Genomic DNA, 22951 nt, shown 5'->3' on the forward strand with positions numbered 1-22951 from the left:
GTGCTTCAGGTTCGGGTGCGAAACTGGCGATCGCGATCGGCAAGTCGTTCTATTTCTGTGTCCGATACCACTGGTAACAGGTAGCAAAATCCGTCGATGTCCGTTGTGATAGGTATGTCGCTTTTAGGAACGATGCGAGCAGGTCTTACCACCGAGCACCAAGCTGAAATCAGCTGCTTATGTTCGCTCGCAATGTGATCGGACGCTGCAACGAGCGCCTGCCATTGCTCGATCTCCACGCCGTGATGGGATCGATCGATCAACCCGACCGCGCGAACGATATCCACGAAGGGCGTAGCACTCGGTGGTCCCAGAGTGCGGACGATACCCACGTCAACGGATGAGTCCTTCACCTGAGCCACGATTGCCGCCGCAACGTCGTCGACGCAACTGAGCGGTTCGGCGACGTCGACCACAGGATAGGAGCCGATGGCCGCACATGCCCGCAGGACGGTCCACAAGGTGTCCTCGGCATTGACGGCACCAGTTCTTCGCGAACCGATCACTCGCCCAAGCCGGATAATCGAGACCGGCAAACCAGCGAGTTCCGCTGCGCGGACGATTTCCTCCGCGATGGCCTTGCTGGCCAAATATCCCGGCAGGTTCTTGGTTTCGATGAACTCGTGAACTGGCTGGTCGGACGCGACCCCTACGGTAGATAGCTGATGAAATGTGGCCCCGCCGCTGTCACGGCACAGTGCGAGCAGTTCTGACACTGCAACAGTATTGACCGGTCGAACACTCGTATAGGGCCGTAGCGGGCTTACCACTGCAGCGCAATTGATCACGTCGGTGATGTTTTCGGCCAACGCACCCCATTGTTCGTCACTCAATGCCAAACGAGGGGCTGCGAGGTCGCCAGGAATGATGTGCACATCTTGCATCAATCGTCCAATCTCGTTCGCGGACAGCGGTTCGCACTGCCGGAGAATGCGGTTGCGCTGCGAATCTCGTGGATTTTCCCCTCCTAACCCTCGGATTAGGACCGTGACTGTCACGTCCGGGTGCGCCAGTAGTTCTCGGAGTACGTGGATTCCTACGAATCCGGTCGCGCCAGTCAGCAGTACGTGTCGACCAAGGCCTCTGGCGTGGAGTCGGTGCACCTTGGACCACGACTTGATGCGCGTCAAAGTTCGGAAATCGTCCATCATCGCTGTTCGCTGTCGCCTGGACGAGGTCCCCGACGGCATCAGGGTGTCGAGTTCGCGGGCAAGCCCTCGGGCGGTCGGGTTTGTGAAAATCAATTCGGGTCGAACATCGAGACCTAGCGCACCACTGAGTCGGTTGGCAGCGGCAATGGTGTGCATCGAGTGCCCGCCAAGAAGAAAGAAGTCGGAATCGGCTGTGATCTCGGCGGTGCCGGTCACCTCGGCCCACACAGCGACGATCGCGGCTTCGGTGTCGTGTGTGGCCGAAGTCGACGGGAGTTCGGTCGGTGTGCGGTCGACCATCGCCACGAGCGCTGCGCGATTCAGTTTTCCGTTCCCGGTGAGTGGCAGGCTGTCTACTATCGTAATCGAATTCGGCCTGGAGCTTGTGGGTAGAAGCCCGTTGAGCCCAATCCCGATGTCCCCGGAGTTCAGTACGCAATCCGAGGCTACAACGAAGCTGTGAATGGTCGGCATGATGCCACCGCGACGTGCGATCACGGTTGCCGAATTCGCGACGCCGGGAAGAGTGGCGATCGCCTTGTCGATTCCAGTGGGCTCGACCCTGTGACCACTGATCTTCACTTGGTCGTCGGTCCGTCCGATGAACCTCAGCAGTCCGTCGTCCGAGGCGCTGACCAAATCTCCGGTCCGGTATGCATGGACCGAGCGTTCATCGCCGGTGCCGCGGCCGAGAACCACTGTGCCGAAGTTGTTTCCGTTCTCACTGTCCGTTGCGGTGTATGCCCGTGCGACGGTAGGGCCGTACAGGCACAACTCGCCGATCCGACGAGAGCCGTCGTCCGGCGTGACGTTGTCGACGAGAAGAAATGCACCGACTGTCGAGATAGGACCCCCGATCGGGACACCGTCGTTTGGGTTGTCCTGGGGCCGAAGTTCAGCGGTCGTGGCTACTACTGTCGCCTCGCTCGGCCCATAGGTGTTGATCAATCGAACTGTCCAGTGCCGGTCAGCGGCCAATTCGTGCCACCGCGCAATATGTGTAGCAGATGCCGCCTCGCCGCCTATGATTACCATCCGAACCGATTCGGGTAGATCCAGGGCTTGTCGCTCGAGGCCGACCACGAGTTCATGCCACAGGGCAGTGGGCAGATCGAGGACAGTGATGCGTTCGTTACGTACCAGTGTTATCAGCGAGCCCAACGATCGCTTGTCGTCATTGCTGGCCACAACCAGCGTTGCACCTGCGGTCAGCGTGAGGAACACTTCCTCGACGCTGGTATCTGCATGCAACGGCGCGAACTGCAGCACTCGGTCGAGGTGGTCGATACAGTATTGTGCGGAGACTCCGGCAATGAAGGCGTTCAGATTGCGCCTCGAGACGGCAATGGCCTTTGGGGTTCCAGTCGACCCTGAGGTAAAGATTGTGTACGCATCACCGGTGGAAGCGTGCGACAGGACTCGATCTTCCGAATCCGGTTGTTCTGCGGGGTATTGCACGGGCGTTGCGTCAGCGACGGTGTTGGTGGTGGCTGCCCGTGTCGAGCTGTCGTACACAGCCGCTGGGTGGAGGTGCCTGACGGTGGCCATTCGATGAGCGAAGTCTGCAGCATTCGCGTCGAGCGCCATATAGGGCGTGCCGAGCAGAAGCGCCGCGAGCATCACCACAATGTCGCGCCCATTTCCCATCGGATAGAACACAATCAGTTTCGAGGTCGGTGCCGTAGTGCGAACTGCATCGGCGACGGTGTTGGCTGCTTGCATCAACTGACGCCTGGTGAGGTTGAAGGATGTCGATCCGGTGGTGCCTGCCAGTGCTGGCGCAGCCGGGTTTTCCATGACCAGGTCCGCGATCGACTCCATCACATCGGCAGATTCGGTGTCTGACGGCACTGGACCAACAGGTACGATTATGCGGCTCAGATCGTCCGTTCGTGAGTGTGGATCTGCGATTGCGGCGGTGATCATGGTGGTCAGGAGTTGGTGGATCCGGGCAAGGTGGACGTCGTCGTAGCGCCGGGGGTTGACGTCGATGCATACTGTCAAACCGCTCCCGGTAGAGCGGCGGTAGATGTCGATCGTGATGTCCTCGACGGGTCCTGGCGTCAGGTTGTGGGCTGTCGCACTGATGCCCGGAAGGTTCAGGTCGTAGTCGAAGGCCATTATGTTCACGACCGGACCGAATAGTCGGCGGTCGCCGCCGAGGGTCTGAGTTTCTGCTCTGAGGTCCTCGTACCGATAGCGTGCATGTTTGCGCGACTGGCGTAGTTGTTCGAAGACCGTGCGCGCGATCGCAGCTACGGAGTGGGCGGGTTCGACTCGCACGGGCACGGCGATGGCACCGAGGATCATGCACGGGGTCTCGGCTGCGCACGAACCCAGTCGATTGCTGACCGGGACCCCGAGCGAGATGTCCGCGGCGCCGGTCTCGCACGCAGTCATCGCGGCGACGACTGCCAGCAGTAGATCCGACCATACAACTCGTGCGGTGCGTGAGGCTTGGGCCAGGGCGACGAACTGCTCTTCGGGAAAATCGATGACAGAGCGGCGAAATGTGCTCGACGGCAGTCTGTTTCGATCCGACAACGTCGGTGCAGAGGAGGAGCCCGAGAGTAGTGATGTCCAGTAGACGCGGTCGGTGAGCCGCTGTGCGCTATGGACGTAGCTCTGGTCCTCGGCTATCACATCGGCCAGTGATCGGGTGGACGCGCCAGGTGCTATACGCCCAGCCGAAGCTGCACGGTACAACACCGACACGCGAGCGCCGATCAGCGCGAACGAGTATCCGTCGAGTGCGAAGTGATGCGCGCGGTGATACCAGAAGAAGCGAGCGGATCCGATGCGGAACACGATGTGCCGGCACAGTGTGTCCACCGCTGGGTTCAGGGGAGTCGAGACGTCGCCCTGCATGATTTCCAACGCGTCATGTTCCGGATCAGGACGATCGGTGAGGTCGACTACGTCCACCGGTACGTCTGCGCGGTTCCCTACTCGTTGATGTAGGCGTTCCTTGTCGGTAACTGCAGTCAGTCGCGTCGCGTCGGTTTCCGCAATCATTGTGCGCAGAGCTGCGACGAAGCGATCGACGTTCAGTGCCCCGAGAAAATCGACGTACTCGGCGATGTTGAACGCCGGGTTCTGTGGATCGAGCTGTTGAGCCTTCAGTATGCCTCGTTGTGCACCGGTCAGTTCGAGTCGCATATCACGAACTCTCGTCGGTCAAGACCCGGTACCAATGCGCCAAGTGCAGATCCTCGGCCAGCTCGGCGAATGTGACGTCTGCTCCCGCAGATCGAAAGTGCTCGATCAGCGAGTGCAGACGTATCGACTCGAGACCGAGGTCAGCGAGGTCGGTCGATGACGTCAGCTCGGTCGGGTCGACGAATAATACGTCGGCTATTGCTGCGTTCACGTCGGCTCGACATGGTGGGGTTTCCATCGATCGATTGTCGCCTCGTTCTGAGTTGCGGTTCGGGCCTGCAGCGAGAATTCGGGTTGCTCTCCAGCAGATCGGTCAATTCACTTGACGTTCGTTCTCGGTCCAGTACCGCTCCCGTAGAGAGCGCCGGAGTATTTTTCCGCTGGCATTGCGCGGAATGGACTCGATGAACTCGTACCGGGCGGGCATCTTGTACGGAGCTATCCGGCCGTTCAGATGGTTGGCTACCTCTCGGATGGACAGGCGCGATTTCGGTTCGCGCTGAACGAAAGCGAGCACCGATTCACCCCAGCGATCGTCGGGGATGCCGATCACTGCGGCATCGCGCACGTGATCGTGTTCGGTCAACGCGCGTTCGATTTCCGCTGGGTACACGTTTTCTCCGGCGACGATCACGATGTCCTTGACTCGATCACGGATGAACAGGAACCCCTCGGAATCGATGTATCCGGCGTCCCCGGTTCGAATCCATCCATCGACCAGCGTGTCGGCGGTAGCGTCTGGGCGATCGAAGTACTCGATCATCCGGGCCGGGCTGCTGACCAGGATTTCGCCGATGTCTCCCTCCGGGGCCGGCAAGCCGTCGGAATCGACGATTGCAATCTCGATGCCGGGGTAGGGGCGGCCTGCAGCCTCGATTCGGGTCATCGAGACACCGTGCTCGGCGGGTGGCAAGCACAGTGCGGTGTTGCCGGTCTCGGTGAGTCCGTAGATCTGTGCAAAGTGGCAGTCGAACATCGTCTGCGCGCGTGTGAGCAGCGCTCGCCCGATCGGTGATCCGCCGTATACGACTTTACGTAGAGAGCGGAAATCAGTTTTACTGCAACTGATTTCGGAAATGATCATATGCATCATTGCGGGTACCAGGCAGGTGGTTGTGATGTGTCTGCTGCGGATCGCGGCAAGCGCAGCTGCGGCGGAGAACGACGGAATTATCACGTTGACGACGCCGGCATTCAGTCCCTGTGTGGCCCACCAGAGTCCGCCGATGTGGAACGAAGGCAACGCTATGAGATTGATATCGTTGTGTTTCCAGTCGATCCAGTCCAGGCCGGCGGCGTCGAGAAGTTCGCGGACGGCAAAGAATGTTCGGTGTGCCAGAACGACACCCTTGGGGTGGCCTGTGGTTCCGCTGGTATAAATCTGGACGACGGGATCATCGCGTGTCCATACGGCACCGGCCGGTAGGAACGGTCGCTGCGCATCGCGCCATTGTGCAAACGGTGCCCCGCTCGTGTCGATCGAGTGCAGAACGGTGGCCGCGTGATCCGCGGTGGGCTGATCGGTGAACAGCACTCGCGCGCCGGAATCTTTCACCACGAAATTCACTTCGACTGCGGCAAGTCGACAATTCACCGGAACCAGCACGGCCCCCACGTGCGCGCACGCGTAAAGAATTTCGTAGAAGGCGATGCTGTCACGGCCGAGGTACGCAACTCGGTCGTGCGGGCCGACACCGAGCTCGTCGAGGGCGCCTGCGACTCGCAGACTTCGTCCGAGGAGTTCTTCGTAGGTGACCGATTCGTCCTCGCATGTCAGCGACACTCGATCTGGGTAGCGCTGTGCCCAAGATGTAAGTCCGACATGCAGCGTGTCGGGCGTAGAGATCCTGTTCATGCTTGGTGACCAGCCGGTGGGTCGATGATAGCCACGGAGACATCTCCTGTCGCCCGGCCGCCTTTGTCGTCACTGAACTCGATGTGCGTTTCGACGGTCACTACAGCGCGGGAACGGTGACGGAATCCGATGTCGGTAATCGTCATCTCGGCTCGATACGATCGCGGGTCGATGGGCCGCGAATAGTTAGTGCTCATGCGGTGGATGAGTATGTTGGGCAGCTGGCGGGGCCAGTAGTCCTCGAGTGTCCACCCCGAGAACTGGGGGAGGACGTTGTCCTGAATGCACGCGGCCAGCGTGTAGTAGAAGAGCTGGTTGTAAGAAATGTTGAACTCGACGGCATTGAAGTGGCCGGTGTCGTCGATGTAACAAGACTCCGCAATCGAGAATTGTCCGGACCCCACTGCGAGGCCGTCGTGCACGTCGACCGATGCTCGCTCGAGATAGATACATCCTTTACCTGCGTACGGGCGCATGGCGCGCTCGAGAAGAGCGGCGGAGTGGTTCGCTGTATCGGCCGCCGCGCCAGTTGTGGATGTCATTTCACTGCCGCCTCTCCGCGATCAACACCCGCGTGCCGGACCCGGTTGAGCGGATGCCCGTCGTGCACCGTTATTCGATGAGACTCGACCGGTTCGTTCGAGGAGGTGTGAAGTGCTCGATGTACCAGAGATCGGTTGTCCCACAGGAGAATATCCCCCGGTTCGTAGGTCTGCAGGAAGATATTTGGGTGGGTGAACGTCGAATCGAGTTGGCCTGATGTCCCGAAAAGCTCGGTGAGCAGTTCGGCGGGGAGAGCTTCTCCGTCACGGTCTTCGATCGCGTAGGTGAAAGCCTCGCTGATGTAGAGCACTGCTTCCCCGGTTACCGGGTGCTCGATCACGGTCGGCCGCATCTGCGGTGGTGTATTCGCTTCGACTTCCGCGACGATCTCGCCCAGCGGGCGATACACGTCCGACGGCCGGATCTTGACATATCTGCGTGAGCTGTGCCACGAATTAGACAGAACAACAACGTCTTTGATCCGAGGATCCAGATCCTGGAAGGCTTCTCCCATGTCGATGAAATATGTGCCGCGGTTTCGTTCGGGCAGTATTTGCGGATAGATCAGGGTGATCGCGAACGGATCCGGCATGAATTGGTAGTCGGAATGCCAGAACTTTCCGGTCTTCGGAACCCCGATTCGGCTGCCACCCGATGGGTGATTCGACGAGACAAAGATCTTCGGATGACCAGGTAGGTGATACATGGACTCGTAGTACACAGCGGGGGTTCCGAGCAACGCACCGAGAGCGACGAATTCGTCGTGGTCGAGCTCCTGCTCTTTCAGGAGCACAATTTTGTCCCGATAGATGTGCTCGAGGATCGTCGACACCTCAGACTCGGTAGCTGTGCTGGGGTGGAATCCGTGTACTTGGACCCCTCGCGTCACGTTCGGCTGTGGCGAGACGAGCATGGGGACCTCGAGCTTTCGGTGAACGGAACAAGGATTGAGCGGCCTCTGCGGCAAACGCACGACGTGGAAGAGCAGTTACCGGAGTAGTCGGGCACTTCGGCTGGTTAGTTCCGCAGAATCGGGTACGGATCGATCACAGGTGATCGAGGGACGTGTGCGCGATCGATCAGGTGTGGCGACTGCTGGGCGGCAGAGCCATCGCGACATGGGGACGTCCGGTAATCGGATGGTCGATGACGAGGGCATCGACACCGAATACCTCCAGCAACAGCGCTGGTGTGAGGGTCGCGCGTGGCTCCCCGACAGCAACGATCCTTCCGCGATCGAGGACGGCGATCGTATCTGCATGTGCAAGTGCATGGTCGAGGTCGTGCATAGCCAACAGAACAGTCGTTTCGAGGTTCTCCAGTAAGTCCAGGAGCTCGAATTGAGCTCGGACGTCGAGGTGGTTGGTGGGTTCGTCCAGGATGATGACGGGTGCTTGTTGGGCGAGCGCCCGGGCGAGTAGTACGCGCTGGCGCTCTCCTCCGGAGAGTGTGGAGAAGGGTCGCTGAGCGAATTCGCACACGTGAACGGTCGACATCGCATTGTCGATGAGGCGGCGGTCGGTGTCGTTGTCCGTCTCGAAGTATCCCTTGTGGGGCGAGCGGCCCATCGCGACGATCTCGCGGACGGTGAAGTCCGTGCCTTCACCTTGATGTTGTGTGACCACTGCGCGTTGTCTGGCGACGGCCTTCGCCGGTGTCTGCCAGATATCGCTGTCACCGATCAGTACGGTCCCCATGGTCGGCTTCGCTGCTCGGTAGACGGCGCGAAGCAGAGTCGACTTTCCAGACCCGTTCGGACCGATCAGGGCCGTCGTTCGGTTCGACTGGGCCTCGAACGAGATGGAGTCCAGGATTTTGTGCGCGTCGATATCGATATCGACGGCAGACACGATGACTCTCAAGTTCAAGCCTCCGTTTTGCTTTGTTTGAGCAACCACAGAAAGAACGGGCCACCCAACGCCGCAGTGAAGATCGTCAGTGGATACTCGTTCGGCGGATCTATGGCCCTTGCGGCAAGGTCGATGAGTACGAGGAACGCTGCACCGGAAATGGCCGCTACCGGCAGCAACCTTCGGTAGTCGGCACCAATGACGAATCGCGCAATATGCGGAATCATCAGACCCACGAAGCCGACACCACCGGCCATGCTCACCGATACTCCGGTCAACAGCGCGACAACTACGATCAAGAGCAGTCGCAACCGATCGACGTTGACTCCCAATGCGATTGCGTCGTCGTCGCCCATTGCCAACGCATTGAGGTTTCGACCCTGAAAGACGAGCCAGAGCGCAGACAGCAGGATGGCGGCGGTCGGTAGCATCAGATTTTCGAACTGGGCTCCAGCGACACTACCCATGATCCAGAACAGCATGCCGCGGATTTCGGCGGGCTCCGAATGTAGTTGCACGAGGGTGGTTCCCGCCATTGCCACTTGCCCCACTGCAACACCTGCCAGCACAATCCTGCCCCCGGTGAAACGCCCACCCCGTTGCGCGAAGAACAGGACGATGACCAGTGTCGCGATGGCCCCGATGAACGCTGCCACGGGCACGCCGAGTGAGCGCAAGGCCAATGACGTACCGGAGGACATCACGGCCACTGCGGCGAGTGATGCGCCGGACGAGACGCCGATCACGAACGGATCAGCGAGGGGATTTCGCACCAATCCTTGCAGCACCGCACCAGCAAGCGACAGTGCTGCGCCGACCAAGGCCGCGTAGGCGATTCGTGGTACTCGAAGGTTCCACACGATCATTTCGTACAACGGATCGGGCACCGGTCCGACGTGCAGAAGTTTGTATCGAACTACGGACCATACCTGGGCGGGTGGGACCGGTATGGATCCGATGCAAATTGCCGAAATGGCCGCTGACAGCAACAAGGCCACACATAGCGCCAGCACCAACGTCAGCGGCCGATTTCGTAGCGTGTGTTGCAGAGCCGACGTCACTCCTGAAACGCGTCAGGGTGGGCAACCTTGGCGATTTTTTCTATCGCATCGGCGTTGGCCGGTCCGAGGTAGATGCCGTCGGATACCTTGACGTAGGAATTGTTCTGCGCCGCTGTCCATTGTGGATATGCAGCGAAGAGCTTCGCGGCCTCTGCATCGAGATCCTCGTTGGGTTTGTAGGCACCGATAACGAGTGTGTCGACGTCGGCCGCGGCGAGTTGTTCGGCGCTCAGGCTGGAGGTCAATCCCCAGCCTCCGTCCCGGAACACCGGTTCTCCGCCGGCGGATTCGACGACCGAGTCGTAGATGTTGCCGGAGAACACCGCGGGAAGGCCGTTGGCGTTCATCATCGCCATATCCGGGAATGCGATGAGCATGTTCTTCTTCGGTTCGTCGGCCACAGCGGACCGGACTGCGTCGATGCGCTCGCGCAGTTCACTGCTGACGGTCGCGGCGCGCTCCTCGACGTCGAAGATCTGTCCGATCAGTTCGATGAATTCGAGCGAGGACTCGACGGAGCCGTTTCTATACGCTTCTTCTTCCTCGGGCGTAACGTTGTCGGGCTTCGCATAACCACAGTTGACCGGGTTGACGATGGAATTGATTCCGGCGTCGGCGAGCGTCTCGCGTGATGCGAAGCCGAACTTGCTGTCGAAACCGCCGGAGTAGGTGGAGATGATCAGGTCCGGCTTAGCCGCCAACGCTTGTTCGGCAGGAACGTCGAGCATTGCGTTCAGTTCGATGTCTCCGGTGGGAAGCGCATCGACTTTCTCGACCATTCCCGGGGTATCGGAAACGCCGTAATGCTGAGTGTTGGCCAGCACCGAATCTTCCAGACCTAGATGAATCAGTGTCTCCACCTCCCCGACGGATGCACCCTGCATCAGCAACACTCGCTTCGGAGGTTCGGTGAAAGTTTGCTCGTAACCGCAGTTGTCAATGGTCAACGGGTACGTCACCGTCCCCTCGGCTGCGGCGGGAGTGCCTGTGGCGGTCTCGGTCGCCGTGGTATTCGTTGAGCCGCAACTAATTCCGACCAGGGATACGACGGCCGCGAGTGCGGTCCATCCGAGTGAGCGATTGTATGAGCGCAAAGCAAACTTCTTTCATCGGGCGACCTGTTCTATATGCATCCAGGTAGTCGGGTCGGCCGGTCAAAAAGTTCCGTGACATGGCTCATTCTTGTGAGTGATTCTTTATGCCGGCGGACCGCCGACGATGTCGAATGTGCCTCCCTCGTGCAACGCTGCTTGTACCACTGCGTCTGCGATGTGTTCGGTTGCGTCCACTACAACAACGGAGGATTCTCCGGATTTGAGTTCCACAGTGACCGAACGGACCCCGGGGATCTCGGAAATCTCGTCGATGACAGTGTCGACACAACTTCGACAGTGCAGACCATCGACTCGAAGCGACCATGAGGGCATAGGGGAGTGTTCCAATTCTTCGGCGGAGAGGTATCGCAGCAGTGACCGACTGAACTCACACGCCCGCTGCGGCGATCGACAGATGACTTCGAGTTCGGATGTTCGGTACTCGGTTCTTCGTCACAGGTCGTTGCGAGTGACGGTCGAGTTCCCGGTGGCTGCCGACTCCTTGTCAGCTGCGCTCCCCAGCGTCTTTCTGTGCTGCCCGCGACTGCTCATACCCCGAGGTCAGACAACCATTGCTGCACACTGCGCGGACTGATGCCGAGCAGTTTCTGGGCGGACCTGTCGTGCGATATAACCTCGTCGGGCTGGGCCGCGCGGTGACGGTAGGACTCGATGACCGGGCCCGCTGCGCCTTCGCCGAAAAGCGGAGTGATCATGTCGCCGTAGTGATCGGGTGTGATGGCGTCGAAGGCCACCGGGCGGGCAAAGTATGCGGCGAACCCCTTTGCCAGATCGTCACCCACTAGACCTGGTAGCGCGCCGACCGACACGATGCCCGAGACTGAGTGATCCGACAGGAGGCGAACCGCCACATCAGCGATATCGAGATGAGAACTCCAAGACGCGGCGTAGTCGTCGCGGATCGGGTACATCAGTCGGCCGTCCTCACGCACCGGCCCCAGCGAGACCGGTAGTAGCAAGTTTTCGAGAAAGAGTCTTGGCTCGATCACGGCATACGAAACTCCGCTCTCGGCCAGCTGGTGTGCAAAGATTTCGGCTGCCGAAGACGGAGAGGCCGATTCATCGATGGTGGCCCCACTGGTAGAGAACACTACACGCTCCGGCCGAGCACGGCGCACGGCATCGGCGATCGCGTGTGCGAACGCCATTTGATCCTCGACTGGGCCGATGGGGATGTGTACGAAGATGCCGTCGGTCCCGGTGTAGGCGTTCACAAGAGAGTCGACGGAGGTGTAGTCCACTGCTACTGAGGAGCCCCCGATCGCCGACGTGTTGCGCACTGCGGCGGTGGCGTGGTGGCCGGCGGCGGCCAGGGCGGACAGTACGGGTGAGCCTTGGGCACCGGAAGCGCCATGCACTATGTAGGTCATGTCCCCATTAATGCATATGATGCATCGGTTACATCAAGTGCACCAACAGTAGAGTGGTGCACTATGCGACCTATCAAGTTCGAGGACTGCACTGCGGAAACCTGCGGTATCACCCGCTTCCTCACGCTGCTGGACGGCCCATGGGCTACGCTGGTAGTCCGCGAATTACTCACCGGCCCTAAACGTTTCGGTGAGCTCCTCACGGCGCTCGATGGCATCAGTGCGCATACACTGACCAACCGATTGCGAAAGTTCGAGACGCATGGCCTCGTGACTCGCACGGCGTACCCCGAGATTCCGCCGAGAGTGATCTACGAACTCACCCCGCTCGGTCACGAACTCAGCCCTGTCCTCGATGCCATGAACGCGTGGGCTTTGACAGTCCCCACGGGAGTATCGGACTGACCTTGAAGAGAGGGGTGCTACCCGGTGTTTTCTCCGTCTGCCCGGGCGGCTGCGACCAATTGCTCGCGTGCCCGCGCGACTCTGGATCGGACGGTGCCTATCGGGCATCCGAGAACGTGCGCCGCTTCGTCGTAAGACAGGCCGAGAACTTGCGTCAGAATCAGCGCCTCGCGCCTTTCTGTAGGAAGTCCGGCGAGCAACATACGGACCTCTACGAGATCCTCGGAATGATTGGTCGACGTCGAGGACTCCGAATGGGCGGTGTCGGCTGCTGCGATCCAGTCATCGCTGCCGACAAGTCGCGGTCGTGACATCGCGGATCTCACTTGGTCGACCACCACGCGTCGGGCAATCGACAAGAGCCAAGTACGCGCTGAGGACTGCGCGGCAAAGCGCGGCAACGACTTCATCGCACGCAGATACGTCTCTTGGGTGAGATCGTCCGCCGCCGCAACAGAACTCAAATGAGCGATGAATCGCCATACATCGCGCTGAGTTTCGCGGATGAACGACTCCAGAGCGCGGTGGTCCCCCCGGCCGGCAGCAAGAGCCAGCTCAGTGGTGCGCGCATCCCTGTCGGCCCTCGAGTTCACGTTCGTCAGAGTAGGGGACGGGCAGCGGGAACTTTACGGCAGCCCTGCGCGACAATGTAGATGTGGATTGCACATTGGCCAGGGAAGCACTGTCGGCTCGTATCGACGGGGAGCGAGAGCCGGTGCCCTCCGTACGTACGGACGAACACCTCGATAGCTGTGTGCAATGCCAAGCGTGGTACGCAGCGGCGTCGGAGGCCACCCGCGGTCTGCGGATCGGTTCGGCAGTCCGTACCCCGGATCTGACGTCCGAAATTCTCGCCGCGGTAGGCGTACCGATACCGCGCGGCCGCCCACAACGTGCCGTGCGGTGGGTCGTCACAGATCATCCATGGCGGGCAGTGCTGGCCGTCGTTGCCATAGCCCAGCTCGCGCTCGGTGCCACCCAAATCTTCGGTATCGGCCACGACCACAGCGGTGAGGCAATGGTCATGGGCCCAGATGCGATGGCGGGCCACCTGTTCAACGAGAGCACAGCATGGAACGTCGCTATCGGTGTCGGGTTCCTGGTAGCAGCCTGGCGGCCGAGAACCACTGCTGGGCTGATGCCGGTACTCGCTACCTTCACCGTCTTGCTGGCCGCATTCGTGATCACCGACACGATTTCGGGAGCTGTCACCGCCGAACGGGTTGCATCGCACGCCACTATTGCTATCGGTGTCTTGGTTACCGCGATGGTTCGTCGTAGCGAGGTCGACGACGGTTCACCGTCGCCGCATCGCCGGGTGGAAGACACCGACGACTTCGAGCTTCCCGAGGGCGCAAGGTATGGGCGTCGACGCGGTCATTTACGTGATTCGAACGATCCCGCGGCCTAGTACGCAGGGTGCAAATTTCACTTGCGCATTTTCGATACCGAGGAAAGAACCGATCGCATGTCAGTCACAACACCCCCCAGCGATGTAGTCGACGATGGACGAGTTTCGGAACCCGTTGACTCCGATACACCGCGAATCGCACTTGCCGTGTCCGGAATGACTTGTGGTGCTTGCGCCAACCGAATCGAACGCAAACTCAACAAGATCGACGGAGTCCGGGCCTCGGTCAACTACGCGACTGCGGTGGCCACCATCGAGGCACCGCCCTCGATGACGCCCCAGCAACTCTGCGACGTAGTCGACGCCGCGGGTTTTGGGGCGGAGGAATTCGTCGACCATGCCAGCACTGATACTTCGGCAGGCGACGAACATACTCGAAGCATCTTTCGACGTCTCGTGGTTGCGCTCGTGTTGTTCATTCCGTTGGCAGATCTGTCGATCATGTTTGCAGTCGTCCCCAGCACCCGTATCGCCGGTTGGCAGTTCATCCTCCTCGGTCTCGCACTTCCGGTAGTCGGATGGGCAGCGCTCCCGTTCCATCGAGCCGCGATTGCAGGGCTACGGCACCGTACGACCACCATGGACACGTTGGTGTCATCGGGGATCACCGCAGCGACCGGATGGTCGATCTACTCGATGTTCGTCCGAGACTCGACAGCTGACGAAACACGCGGCGTATGGGCCGCCATCGTCTCGAGCGACTCGATCTACCTGGAGGTGGCTGTCGGAGTTACTGTCTTCGTCCTAGCAGGCCGCTATTTCGAGGCCAAAGCGAAACGCCGGGCCGGCGGAGCCCTACGGGCACTGGCCCAGTTGGGCGCTCGCGACGTGTCGGTTCTCTTGCGCAGCGGGGAAGAACTCAGAATCCCTGTCGCGGAGCTGAAAGAGGGCCAGAAGTTCGTCGTGCGCCCCGGCGAAGTCATCGCTGCCGACGGCCTCGTCGTGGACGGCGCGTGCAGCGTCGACACCAGCGCAATGACCGGCGAATCGCTCCCCGTCGACAAGTACGCTGGAGGCGCCGTGACCGGCGGAACCGTGGTCCTGGACGGCCGTCTGATTGTCGAAGCTGCAGCAGTCGGTTCCGATACTGCGCTCGCAGGAATGATCAGGCTCGTCGACGCTGCACAGTCGGGGAAGGCCGATCTTCAGCGTCTCGCCGACCGCATCTCGGGTGTGTTCGTCCCTGTCGTATTCGCCCTGGCCATTTGCACTTTCGTTGCCTGGGCCGTCAGCAGCGAAGATGTCGATGCGGCAGTGAGCGCCGCCCTCGCCGTCCTGATCATCGCGTGTCCCTGCGCACTCGGATTGGCGACGCCGACTGCCCTGATGGTTGCCTCTGGACGTGGAGCACAACTCGGAATCTTCATCAAAGGTCACCAGGCCCTGGAAGCCACGCGGACTGTGGACACCGTTGTATTCGACAAGACCGGAACCATCACGACCGGCGCACTGACTTTCGAGTCGATCGTGGCACTGCCCGACGAAAACGAGGATGAGCTGTTGCTCCTTGCTGGAGCGGTAGAGCACGCGTCCGAACACGCCATCGCGGCGGCCATCGTCGGCGCAGCCCGCGCGCGCGCCGACGTGCTGCCAGTGGTTGATGATTTCGCCGCGATGCCAGGAATGGGTGCACGAGGTTTCGTGGCCGGGCGTTCCGTCGAAATCGGTCGGCGCCGGTTGTTCGAGAACCGCGGTTGGGTCATTGCCGACACACTGCGTCACGCGCAGAACAACAGTGAAAGAATCGGGGCCACAGCGGTATACCTCGCGGTGGACGAGACGGTGCGTGCAGTTCTGATCGTCTCCGATACGGTCAAAGCTTCCGCTGCGGACGCGATCGCGCAACTGCGAGCTCTCGGGCTGCGGACCCTGATGGTGACCGGGGACAACGCATTTGCCGCACAGGTCGTCGCCGACGCCGTCGGGATCGATGAGGTGATAGCAGAGGTTCTGCCGGCAGGAAAGGTCGAGATCGTCGTATCGCTTCAGGAAGCCGGGCGAACGGTGGCAATGGTCGGCGATGGCATCAACGACGGACCAGCCTTGGCCACCGCCGATCTCGGATTGGCAATCGGTGCAGGAACCGACGTCGCCATCGGTGCTGCAGACATCATCGTTGTGCGCGATGATCTCGGTGCGGTTGTCGACTCGTTGGGTTTGGCCAAGGCCACCCTCGCTACCATCAAGGGCAACATGGTGTGGGCTTTCGGCTACAACATCGCTGCCATTCCCATAGCTGCTGCGGGTCTGCTGAACCCACTTCTTGCCGGTGCTGCCATGGCCTTCTCCTCATTCTTCGTTGTCTCCAACAGTCTCCGCCTCCGCCGTTACCGCCGAGCGCAGTAGCAATCGACGAACAAGGCAACACGGGGTCTGCACTGAGCCGCGGATCCCCGTGTCGCATTGGGTACATTCCGCATCCAGGCTCGATCGGAGCTTTCCGAGAAGAATTCTGAGAAAGTGGAATACTCTTATCCGAATTCAGTTTGTTGTCCAGCGTCCCATTTCGTATGCGAAAAAAGCCGTAACCGTGATTATCCCGAGAACTCCAACCCAGTGTGGATCGCGCCAGCTGGTGGCGCGAGAGGCCAGTAGTGCTGCGGCCCCGATCAGAGTGATGAGGACGAGGAGGTAGATTGCTCGAGCCATTGCTTGCCCCTTATTTCCGGGTTCTAGCCAATTCGGCCAACATGGCGTTGTAGGCGGTGAGTTCGTCGTCGTTGTTGTTGTCGGCAGCTCGATCTTCGCGAGTCTCCGTTTTTCTGTCCTGGCGTCCCCATTGAGTGACCAGCGCGACTACAACGAGTACCAGTGGCACCTCACTCGACGCCCAGGCCAGTCCACCTCCGAAACGTTGGTCACTTGCCAAATCCTGCACCCACGGTAGGTCCAGGTAGCGATAGAAGGCTCCGCCGATCAGTCGATCCATGGTCATCACGGCTATGCCGAAGAATGCGTGAAACGGCATGACCGCGAAGAGTAGTGCCAGGCGAACGAGGTGGGGCAATCGTTTCGGGCCCGGATCGATTCCGATGATGACCCAATAATAGAGATAACCGGTGATGATGAAATGGATGTTCATCAGTTCATGACCCCAGTGATAGCGCACCAGTTCATCGAAGATCGGACTGAAATAGACCGCGTAGAGCGAGAGAACGAACAATCCGACAGCAACGCCGGGATTGGCGAGAACACGTGTGAGCGCCGAATGTACGAACAGAACGATCCATTCTCGCGGCCCAGGCATGCCACCGTCATGCACTGGCGACAGAGCCCTTAGTGCGAGAGTGATCGGTCCGCCGAGGACGAGCAGCACCGGAACGAACATGTTCAACGTCATGTGCACCCCCATGTGCACGCTGAACATCGCCGATCCGTATGCGCCCACACCCGAACTGGTCGCTATCAACAGCGCTAGGCACCCTGCCATCCAGGCGACGACGCGCCCAACCGGCCACTTGTCTCCGCGTCTCTTCAAGCACATCACTGCCCACGCGTAGAGCCCCGCAAATACCAACGCCGCCCCGCCGGTGAGGAAATCGAAACGCCAGAAAGAAAGGAACTGACCAACGGACGGGGGACCTTCCGGTTCGAATCCGAGAAAGATGTCATAGACCGTGGACGGAGCCGACAAAAATGCCGGGGCCGGCTGTACAGCCATCAAGACGATCACGGCCCAGGCGACGACGAGGGACACAGAGACCATGTCAGACAGCAGATAAGGTGGCCCGCTCTCTTTCGACCGGCGTCTGCGACGGCCTGAGAGAGTGACCGAGATGAATGCACCGAGGAGCAACACCGCGACGCTGATGGCAAGCCGTCCGTACGAAGACGTGAGAACTGAATCGAGTGGCAGCACAATGATCATCACCACTAAGAGAAGGCTCAGCGTAAGAATCGCAGCACTGATCGCGATCGCGCCGTATCGGGTGACGGCCACTACGGAATCGGTTGCTTGCTCGCCGACATTGCGGTGAAGCCGAGACCTCAGGCTGATCGTCGAACCAGTCCATACCGACAATGCCAGAATCGCGACAATGATTGCGCTGGTGGCGATGTCATGATTTGGGCCCTGACCAGCATTGCCGATGACCCATGCAGGGAGAACTCCGATTGCCGTTATGGCAGCAGCGACAGCCATCGGCACCCAGTTCAAAGTAAAACGGGTCACGATCGAGACGATCGCCGCAGCGATCGCCGTGACCATCCACGCCTTGGGAGCCTCGTTCGGAGGGATCAGATCGGCAATGACACCACGCTGCACAGCCTCTCCGATTCCGATTCCGGTTGCGTCGGCAGCAGACAAGGGAATCAGTGCAACAGCGGAAACCAGCCAGACCACCCCTGCGCGGCCCGCCGTCGACAGGGCCGCGTACCCATCCGGTCCGACCCGACCAGCGCGGGTGAAACGTGTGCACGTCAGGGCAAAGAACAGCGACCCCAGCGCCCACGCACCGGAGAGCGCAGCGACGAAGCGCAGCAGGACATATGCCACGGACGTGAACATTCCGGGATACGAGTCCCCGGTTGCCGTATATCTGCTCTCGCCCGATATAGCGGTGACCGATACGACCAGCGCAACGGCGACCGCTAAGACAACGCCAGTCGCCCATCTCGACCGAGTTGCGTGCTGGTGAGTGCGGAATGCAGTTGTCACAGATCCTCGTTCGACGTCGGCACGAATTCTGCCGGGCGGGCGTGTGTTGGTCTGGCGTTCACATCACACCGAACATGATGGCCATGCCGGCAGCCATCGCCACCTCGCTCGACGCCGAGACCGTCTCCAGACGTGAACCGGGTAGCGTCGTGGCTCCCGTGCGTCTTCCAGCCGGAGCCATCGCTACTTGTTGATCGACGACGAACATTCGATGCAACCATATGATTGCAGCAGCCCCGAAGGCCAAAGCCGCTGCGAGCGAGACGGCCGAAACCCAGGCAGGTTCGGGCGCAGCATTCGCATGCGCGCCCGCGCTCATTCCTGTTGTATGCGAATGGAGTTCGGTCTGCACTGAGTCCACTGTGTGATGATGGGCAACGGTGCCCGGTACCCCTCCCGCCATAACGGCAAGCATCCATACCATTGCGGCCATCATGACCGCGTGATAAATATTCGTCATCGATCCATGAGCGGATGCACCGGCAATCGAATTCTTGGTGGCACTGCGTATACCGAACGCGCTCACTGTGAACCACACAGTCGCTGCACTGAAGAACACACCCTGCGGTAGTAGTGGCACGCTATCTCCCCACGGCCATGCCATCGCAATCATTGCAGTACACATCGACAGATGTAGCCCGTGACCGATGCGAACACTCGACGCGCTGGCGGAGACGACGCGAAACAGGCACCATCCTGCGGCGAACGTGAACAGTGCAGTGCAGATCCATCGCAGCGAAGCATCGGCGATCATGCGCGCAGCCGACTTTCAAGCATGCGGTTACGCATACCGAGCACGGTGTCCACGCCCACAAAAACCGCTAGAGGCAGTCCGAACAAGGGTAGATACCACCCGATAGCGACCGCAACAACGACAAGAACGGTCGCCGCGAGCGGAGGCATTCGCCGCAGACTCCCGCGCGGCACAGGTGTCCCGAAGCGCACCCCCACTGCGCGGGCCGGGCGACGCATCCACCACATGCGGTAGCCGCGAAGAATGACGGCGATCAGCCCGATGGCAGTAAGCGCCAACGCAATCTGATTCACGACGCCGAACAGAATGCCCATATGGGCGTCGATCGTCCAATTCGTCATCTTGGCCATCAGTGGCCAGTCGGCGAAATAGACTTTGTCGGTCACATGACCCGACACGGCATCGACCGCTACCGAGTCGTAGCGTGTCGGCCAATCACGCTTTGCCTCTTGCACTTTCCATGCCTGACCAGCGACTGTCGGAGGAACGAACTCCATCGGACTACGCAAGCCTGCAGCTCGGGCGGCGACGTCGACTCCATCGATACCGATACCGCTGTCGATGACCGAGTCGGATCCCTGCGTTGCCTCGGACGCGTGGTGCACGCTGTCACCGGCCGAGCTGTCGGGTGCAGTCGCGACAGAGGGGGTCGTCCAGGACAACGCAGCTCGCACATCCCCGATCGTCTCTCCCGCATACCGAGACCACGTCAGCCCCGTGACAGACAACAACAGCAGAGCCGCGATGATCCACACCCCTACAGTTCCGTGCCACGACAGTGCACGTGCCCGGCCCTTCTTCTTCAACTCAGGAATGAGCGCGGCCTTTGCGGCAGCTGCAGTGGAGTTCGAGCGTCGTCGCACCCTGTCCACCCAGAGCACGAGTCCCCCGAGCGCTACCACCCACAGCCAACTTGCGGCCAGTTCACTGTAGTTGCGACCGAGCTCTCCCAGATGCAGATTTCGGTGCAGTTCGTCGATCCACGCACGCACAGGCAACCACTCACCATAAGTAGTGAGCTCTCCGCGCACCTCCGCTGTGTAAGGGTCGACGAACACCGTCCGGCCGTATCCGGCGGGCACATCATCGACGGCCAACACGACGCGCGTCGTCCCCTCGGCATCGACCGGCGGCCGAATTTGTGCGATCGAGCCTTCCGGATACGCGGCGCGTGCCGCGTCGACTTGCTCCCCGAGTGGCACAGTTTTCGCCCCGACTCGATCTACTGTCAGTTCATGACGGTGCACATAGTCCGAGAGTTGAGGGGCGATGGTGTACAACAGGCCTGTAACTGCCGCGAGCAGCAAGAATGGTCCGACCAGAATTCCGGCGTAGAAGTGGAGTCTGAGTACTACCGGACGCATCTGCGACAGCACAGAAGGTTTCGGTGTCGCAGACGACTCAGTGCCGAAACCCGACGTTCGCAAGGTCTCTCCGGTAGGCATCGGGTAACTGCCCCTTCTGTGCGCATCGAGATCCGGTGTTTCGCTCAGTAGTCGGATGCGCCTGGGTGAAAGTTCCCGTCGCATGTTGGCGCACACGCGGCGTGCGACGCTGATCAGACCAGCGTGCTCCAATAGCTCCAGAATCGCTCGGCGCAGAGTAGAACGACCACGGTGAACCACAGCACGACGAAAGTCCACTTCCACCGCCTCAGAAACACCGGTTCAGTGCTGAACGAATGCGAAGCGGCAACGACCCACAACGGAACACTCACTGCCCAGACCGTCATGCAGTACGGGCACAAGGCGCCGATGCGATAAAGGCTTTGAAAGATGAGCCAATGGACGAAGACCACACCCGCAGTCATGCCGATCGCAAGGCCTTGCCAAAACCACTGGGGTAGCGGCACTTCTGCAACCAGAAGAATGCCGGCTACCAGCACCACAGTAAACGACGGTATGCCCAGTACCGGGTTCGGAAACCCGAACACGGCTGCTTGCGTCGATGTCATGACTGATCCACACGACAGGACGGGATTGAGGCTGCACGACGGAACGTAGGTTGGATCCATCAGCAACTCGAAGCGTTCGATTACCAGTATCAGCGACGCAACCAGCCCAATCGCTCCGCCCAAGACGAGAGCCATACTCGATGCGCGCCCAGCAGATCTCCGCCTTTGACGGGCGATCTCCGCAATACCCTCTCCGATACTCACGGGATGGCGCGTACCGCTGCAGACAGCGCCTCGGGAGTGGTCAAATCGAGTGCTTCGCCGTTGAGTAGGACAGTCGGTGTCGCGTTGATGTCCCGATCGAGAACTGATTGCGTCGAAGACGTCACCCAGTCTTCGTGCTGGCCATCCTCGATGCACCCACGGACCGAGTCGGGCGCACCTGCTGCTGTAGCTATGTCACCGAGAGCTTCGTCGGAGAGACCCTCCCCACCCTCGGCAGGTTGTTGCGCGTACGCCGAGGAATGAAACGTCAGCCAGGTATCGACCGATGAATCAGCCACGCAGACTGAGGCATTGGCGGCTCTCGTCGAGTAGTTGGTCGAGGACATACGATCGAGGATCGCGATCGGATGGTAGTCGATTGCCGCCACGCCCGATGTACGAAGCTCATCGAGTGTGCCTCCAAAAGCAGCTTCGAAGCTCTTGCAGACCGGGCATTGAAAGTCCTCGAAGATAGTCAGGACCCTCTTCGGCGTTTCGCTTCCTTCTGTGAGTTCGACGTCCGGCGAAACTGCGCGAATAGCGCCGCTGTCCGTGACGGATCTAGGTGCCGCGGCGTCAGCTGAGCCGTCTCGTCCCTGGATTACAAAAAACCCGACTGCAAGAGCGAAGATGACCAGGACTGCAGTGAGAATAATTCTCACCTGGACATCTCGCTTGTGCTCTGCAGCGGCCATCTGGTTCTTGTACTGTTTGTTTGCTTTCGACACGCTGTTACATCTTTCTTTCGTGGTGAGCATTCTGCGAGCGGAGCCATTTTCGAAGGAACTGAAACTGGGAATGTGCTGCTGCGCGCATCCACAGTCCGGCCAGAACGGCGGCACCGATGGTTGCGGCAATCAGGCCTGGACCCGGACCGGATAGGCCCGACGGCTCCGTGTGTGACATGTGAGAGGACACGGTCGCCGACAACAGGCACGTCGCCCCTGCGCAACCGGTAGCTGTGAGGACGGTAATTGGGAGTGCGCAGCAGTACAGGGCTGCGGCCGAACACAGCACGCAGAATACGACCGATGCGTGCACCGCCAGCGACGCTATGATATTTGGCGATTCTTCCTGCGCAGCCGACGAATTGACCAAAATGGACCACCCTCGGGTAGTCCCGACATACGGCAGAAACAGTCCGACGATGGAGACGCAGACTCCGAGCGTGAGTCCGATACGCTCGAGAGCGGTCACGCTTTCCCCGCGAAGTACGCGCCGTTCTATCGACTCGAACATCGTGTGGTAGTCACGGAGATCGTCATACACAGATGTGTCCCTCCTCCGTCGCGCCAATGCTGAGTCTGGATCCGGCCCAGCACTCACTTGTCGTTCAACGGCGCAAAAAGTTCCCAGTTACTCACCGGTTAGACGAGGAGACCTTCGATTCGGGTGGCCGGGAACTACTGTGCGGTCGAGAACGACTGTTTGGTTGCAGGTTGCGGAACAGTAGCGATGTGCA

At 60.1% G+C, this 22951-nt stretch carries 20 protein-coding genes; 3 read left to right on the forward strand and 17 right to left on the reverse strand.

All coding sequences use genetic code 11. The features are described 5' to 3' along the window. Nucleotides 1–5 precede the first annotated feature (5 nt). From CH285_RS09805 to CH285_RS09850, 10 genes are all read right to left on the reverse strand, one after another. Nucleotides 6–4310: a condensation domain-containing protein gene (locus CH285_RS09805; RefSeq protein WP_094643453.1), complete on the reverse strand. Its 4305-nt coding sequence runs from the start codon at nt 4308–4310 to the stop codon at nt 6–8. A 1-nt stretch (nt 4311) separates the two neighbouring features. Further along, the gene (locus CH285_RS09810; protein WP_032371910.1) at nt 4312–4548 is read right to left on the reverse strand and encodes a phosphopantetheine-binding protein; all 237 of its coding nucleotides are present in this window, start codon (nt 4546–4548) and stop codon (nt 4312–4314) included. A gap of 75 nt (nt 4549–4623) precedes the next feature. Continuing rightward, complete coding sequence (locus CH285_RS09815; protein WP_032371911.1) at nt 4624–6165, reverse strand: long-chain-fatty-acid--CoA ligase; 1542 nt, start codon at nt 6163–6165, stop codon at nt 4624–4626. Further along, nucleotides 6162–6707, reverse strand: a complete 546-nt coding sequence (locus tag CH285_RS09820; protein WP_052066535.1) for an FcoT family thioesterase — start codon at nt 6705–6707, stop codon at nt 6162–6164. Before CH285_RS09820 ends, CH285_RS09815 begins: the two co-directional genes overlap by 4 nt. After that, nucleotides 6704–7621, reverse strand: a complete 918-nt coding sequence (scoE, locus tag CH285_RS09825; RefSeq protein WP_032371913.1) for a (3R)-3-[(carboxymethyl)amino]fatty acid oxygenase/decarboxylase — start codon at nt 7619–7621, stop codon at nt 6704–6706. The genes CH285_RS09820 and scoE overlap by 4 nt, the downstream gene beginning before the upstream one ends. Before the next feature lie 166 nt (nt 7622–7787). After that, nucleotides 7788–8570: an ABC transporter ATP-binding protein gene (locus CH285_RS09830; RefSeq protein WP_032371914.1), complete on the reverse strand. Its 783-nt coding sequence runs from the start codon at nt 8568–8570 to the stop codon at nt 7788–7790. A gap of 2 nt (nt 8571–8572) precedes the next feature. Then, nucleotides 8573–9619, reverse strand: coding sequence for a FecCD family ABC transporter permease (locus CH285_RS09835; protein ID WP_218829405.1), 1047 nt, complete (start codon nt 9617–9619; stop codon nt 8573–8575). Next, nucleotides 9616–10566: an ABC transporter substrate-binding protein gene (locus tag CH285_RS09840; protein ID WP_217900712.1), complete on the reverse strand. Its 951-nt coding sequence runs from the start codon at nt 10564–10566 to the stop codon at nt 9616–9618. The genes CH285_RS09835 and CH285_RS09840 overlap by 4 nt, the downstream gene beginning before the upstream one ends. Nucleotides 10567–10815: 249 nt before the next feature. Then, entirely contained in the window at nt 10816–11046 is a 231-nt protein-coding gene (locus CH285_RS28675; protein ID WP_032371915.1) for a heavy-metal-associated domain-containing protein, read from the reverse strand. A 215-nt stretch (nt 11047–11261) separates the two neighbouring features. Beyond that, the gene (locus CH285_RS09850; RefSeq protein WP_032371916.1) at nt 11262–12104 is read right to left on the reverse strand and encodes an NmrA family NAD(P)-binding protein; all 843 of its coding nucleotides are present in this window, start codon (nt 12102–12104) and stop codon (nt 11262–11264) included. 63 nt (nt 12105–12167) lie between these two features. Between CH285_RS09850 and CH285_RS09855 the strand changes: the two genes are divergently transcribed. Beyond that, nucleotides 12168–12509, forward strand: coding sequence for a winged helix-turn-helix transcriptional regulator (locus tag CH285_RS09855; RefSeq protein ID WP_094643454.1), 342 nt, complete (start codon nt 12168–12170; stop codon nt 12507–12509). Nucleotides 12510–12526: 17 nt separating this feature from the next. Here the strand turns inward: CH285_RS09855 and CH285_RS09860 are convergent, their stop codons facing one another. After that, nucleotides 12527–13102 carry a sigma-70 family RNA polymerase sigma factor gene (locus CH285_RS09860; protein ID WP_032389148.1) on the reverse strand — a complete coding sequence of 192 codons (576 nt, stop codon included), beginning with the start codon at nt 13100–13102 and terminating at the stop codon, nt 12527–12529. A 74-nt stretch (nt 13103–13176) separates the two neighbouring features. Between CH285_RS09860 and CH285_RS09865 the strand changes: the two genes are divergently transcribed. Together CH285_RS09865 and CH285_RS09870 are read left to right on the forward strand one after the other, a co-directional pair. Next, nucleotides 13177–13920, forward strand: a complete 744-nt coding sequence (locus CH285_RS09865; protein ID WP_179271312.1) for a zf-HC2 domain-containing protein — start codon at nt 13177–13179, stop codon at nt 13918–13920. A gap of 156 nt (nt 13921–14076) precedes the next feature. Beyond that, nucleotides 14077–16266 carry a heavy metal translocating P-type ATPase gene (locus CH285_RS09870; protein WP_255032516.1) on the forward strand — a complete coding sequence of 730 codons (2190 nt, stop codon included), beginning with the start codon at nt 14077–14079 and terminating at the stop codon, nt 16264–16266. Between the two features lie 313 nt (nt 16267–16579). Here CH285_RS09870 and CH285_RS09875 read toward each other — a convergent pair whose 3' ends face one another. From CH285_RS09875 to CH285_RS28800, 6 genes are all read right to left on the reverse strand, one after another. Next, a complete protein-coding gene (locus CH285_RS09875) occupies nt 16580–18427 on the reverse strand; it encodes a cytochrome c oxidase assembly protein (RefSeq protein ID WP_094643457.1) in 1848 nt (615 codons plus the stop codon). Nucleotides 18428–18635: 208 nt separating this feature from the next. Then, the gene (locus CH285_RS09880) at nt 18636–19331 is read right to left on the reverse strand and encodes a DUF5134 domain-containing protein (RefSeq protein WP_052053225.1); all 696 of its coding nucleotides are present in this window, start codon (nt 19329–19331) and stop codon (nt 18636–18638) included. Next, nucleotides 19328–20695, reverse strand: a complete 1368-nt coding sequence (locus CH285_RS09885) for a PepSY-associated TM helix domain-containing protein (RefSeq protein WP_094643532.1) — start codon at nt 20693–20695, stop codon at nt 19328–19330. The genes CH285_RS09880 and CH285_RS09885 overlap by 4 nt, the downstream gene beginning before the upstream one ends. A 194-nt stretch (nt 20696–20889) precedes the next feature. Further along, nucleotides 20890–21420 carry a vitamin K epoxide reductase family protein gene (locus CH285_RS09890; RefSeq protein WP_080729424.1) on the reverse strand — a complete coding sequence of 177 codons (531 nt, stop codon included), beginning with the start codon at nt 21418–21420 and terminating at the stop codon, nt 20890–20892. 65 nt (nt 21421–21485) lie between these two features. Further along, complete coding sequence (locus CH285_RS09895) at nt 21486–22247, reverse strand: DsbA family protein (protein WP_080729425.1); 762 nt, start codon at nt 22245–22247, stop codon at nt 21486–21488. Continuing rightward, the gene (locus tag CH285_RS28800; RefSeq protein ID WP_441347012.1) at nt 22222–22728 is read right to left on the reverse strand and encodes an Rv2732c family membrane protein; all 507 of its coding nucleotides are present in this window, start codon (nt 22726–22728) and stop codon (nt 22222–22224) included. Before CH285_RS28800 ends, CH285_RS09895 begins: the two co-directional genes overlap by 26 nt. Nucleotides 22729–22951: the final 223 nt, after the last annotated feature.

This window comes from Rhodococcus sp. 05-2256-B1 (genome assembly GCF_002258465.1).
GTDB classification, from domain to species: domain Bacteria; phylum Actinomycetota; class Actinomycetes; order Mycobacteriales; family Mycobacteriaceae; genus Rhodococcoides; species Rhodococcoides fascians.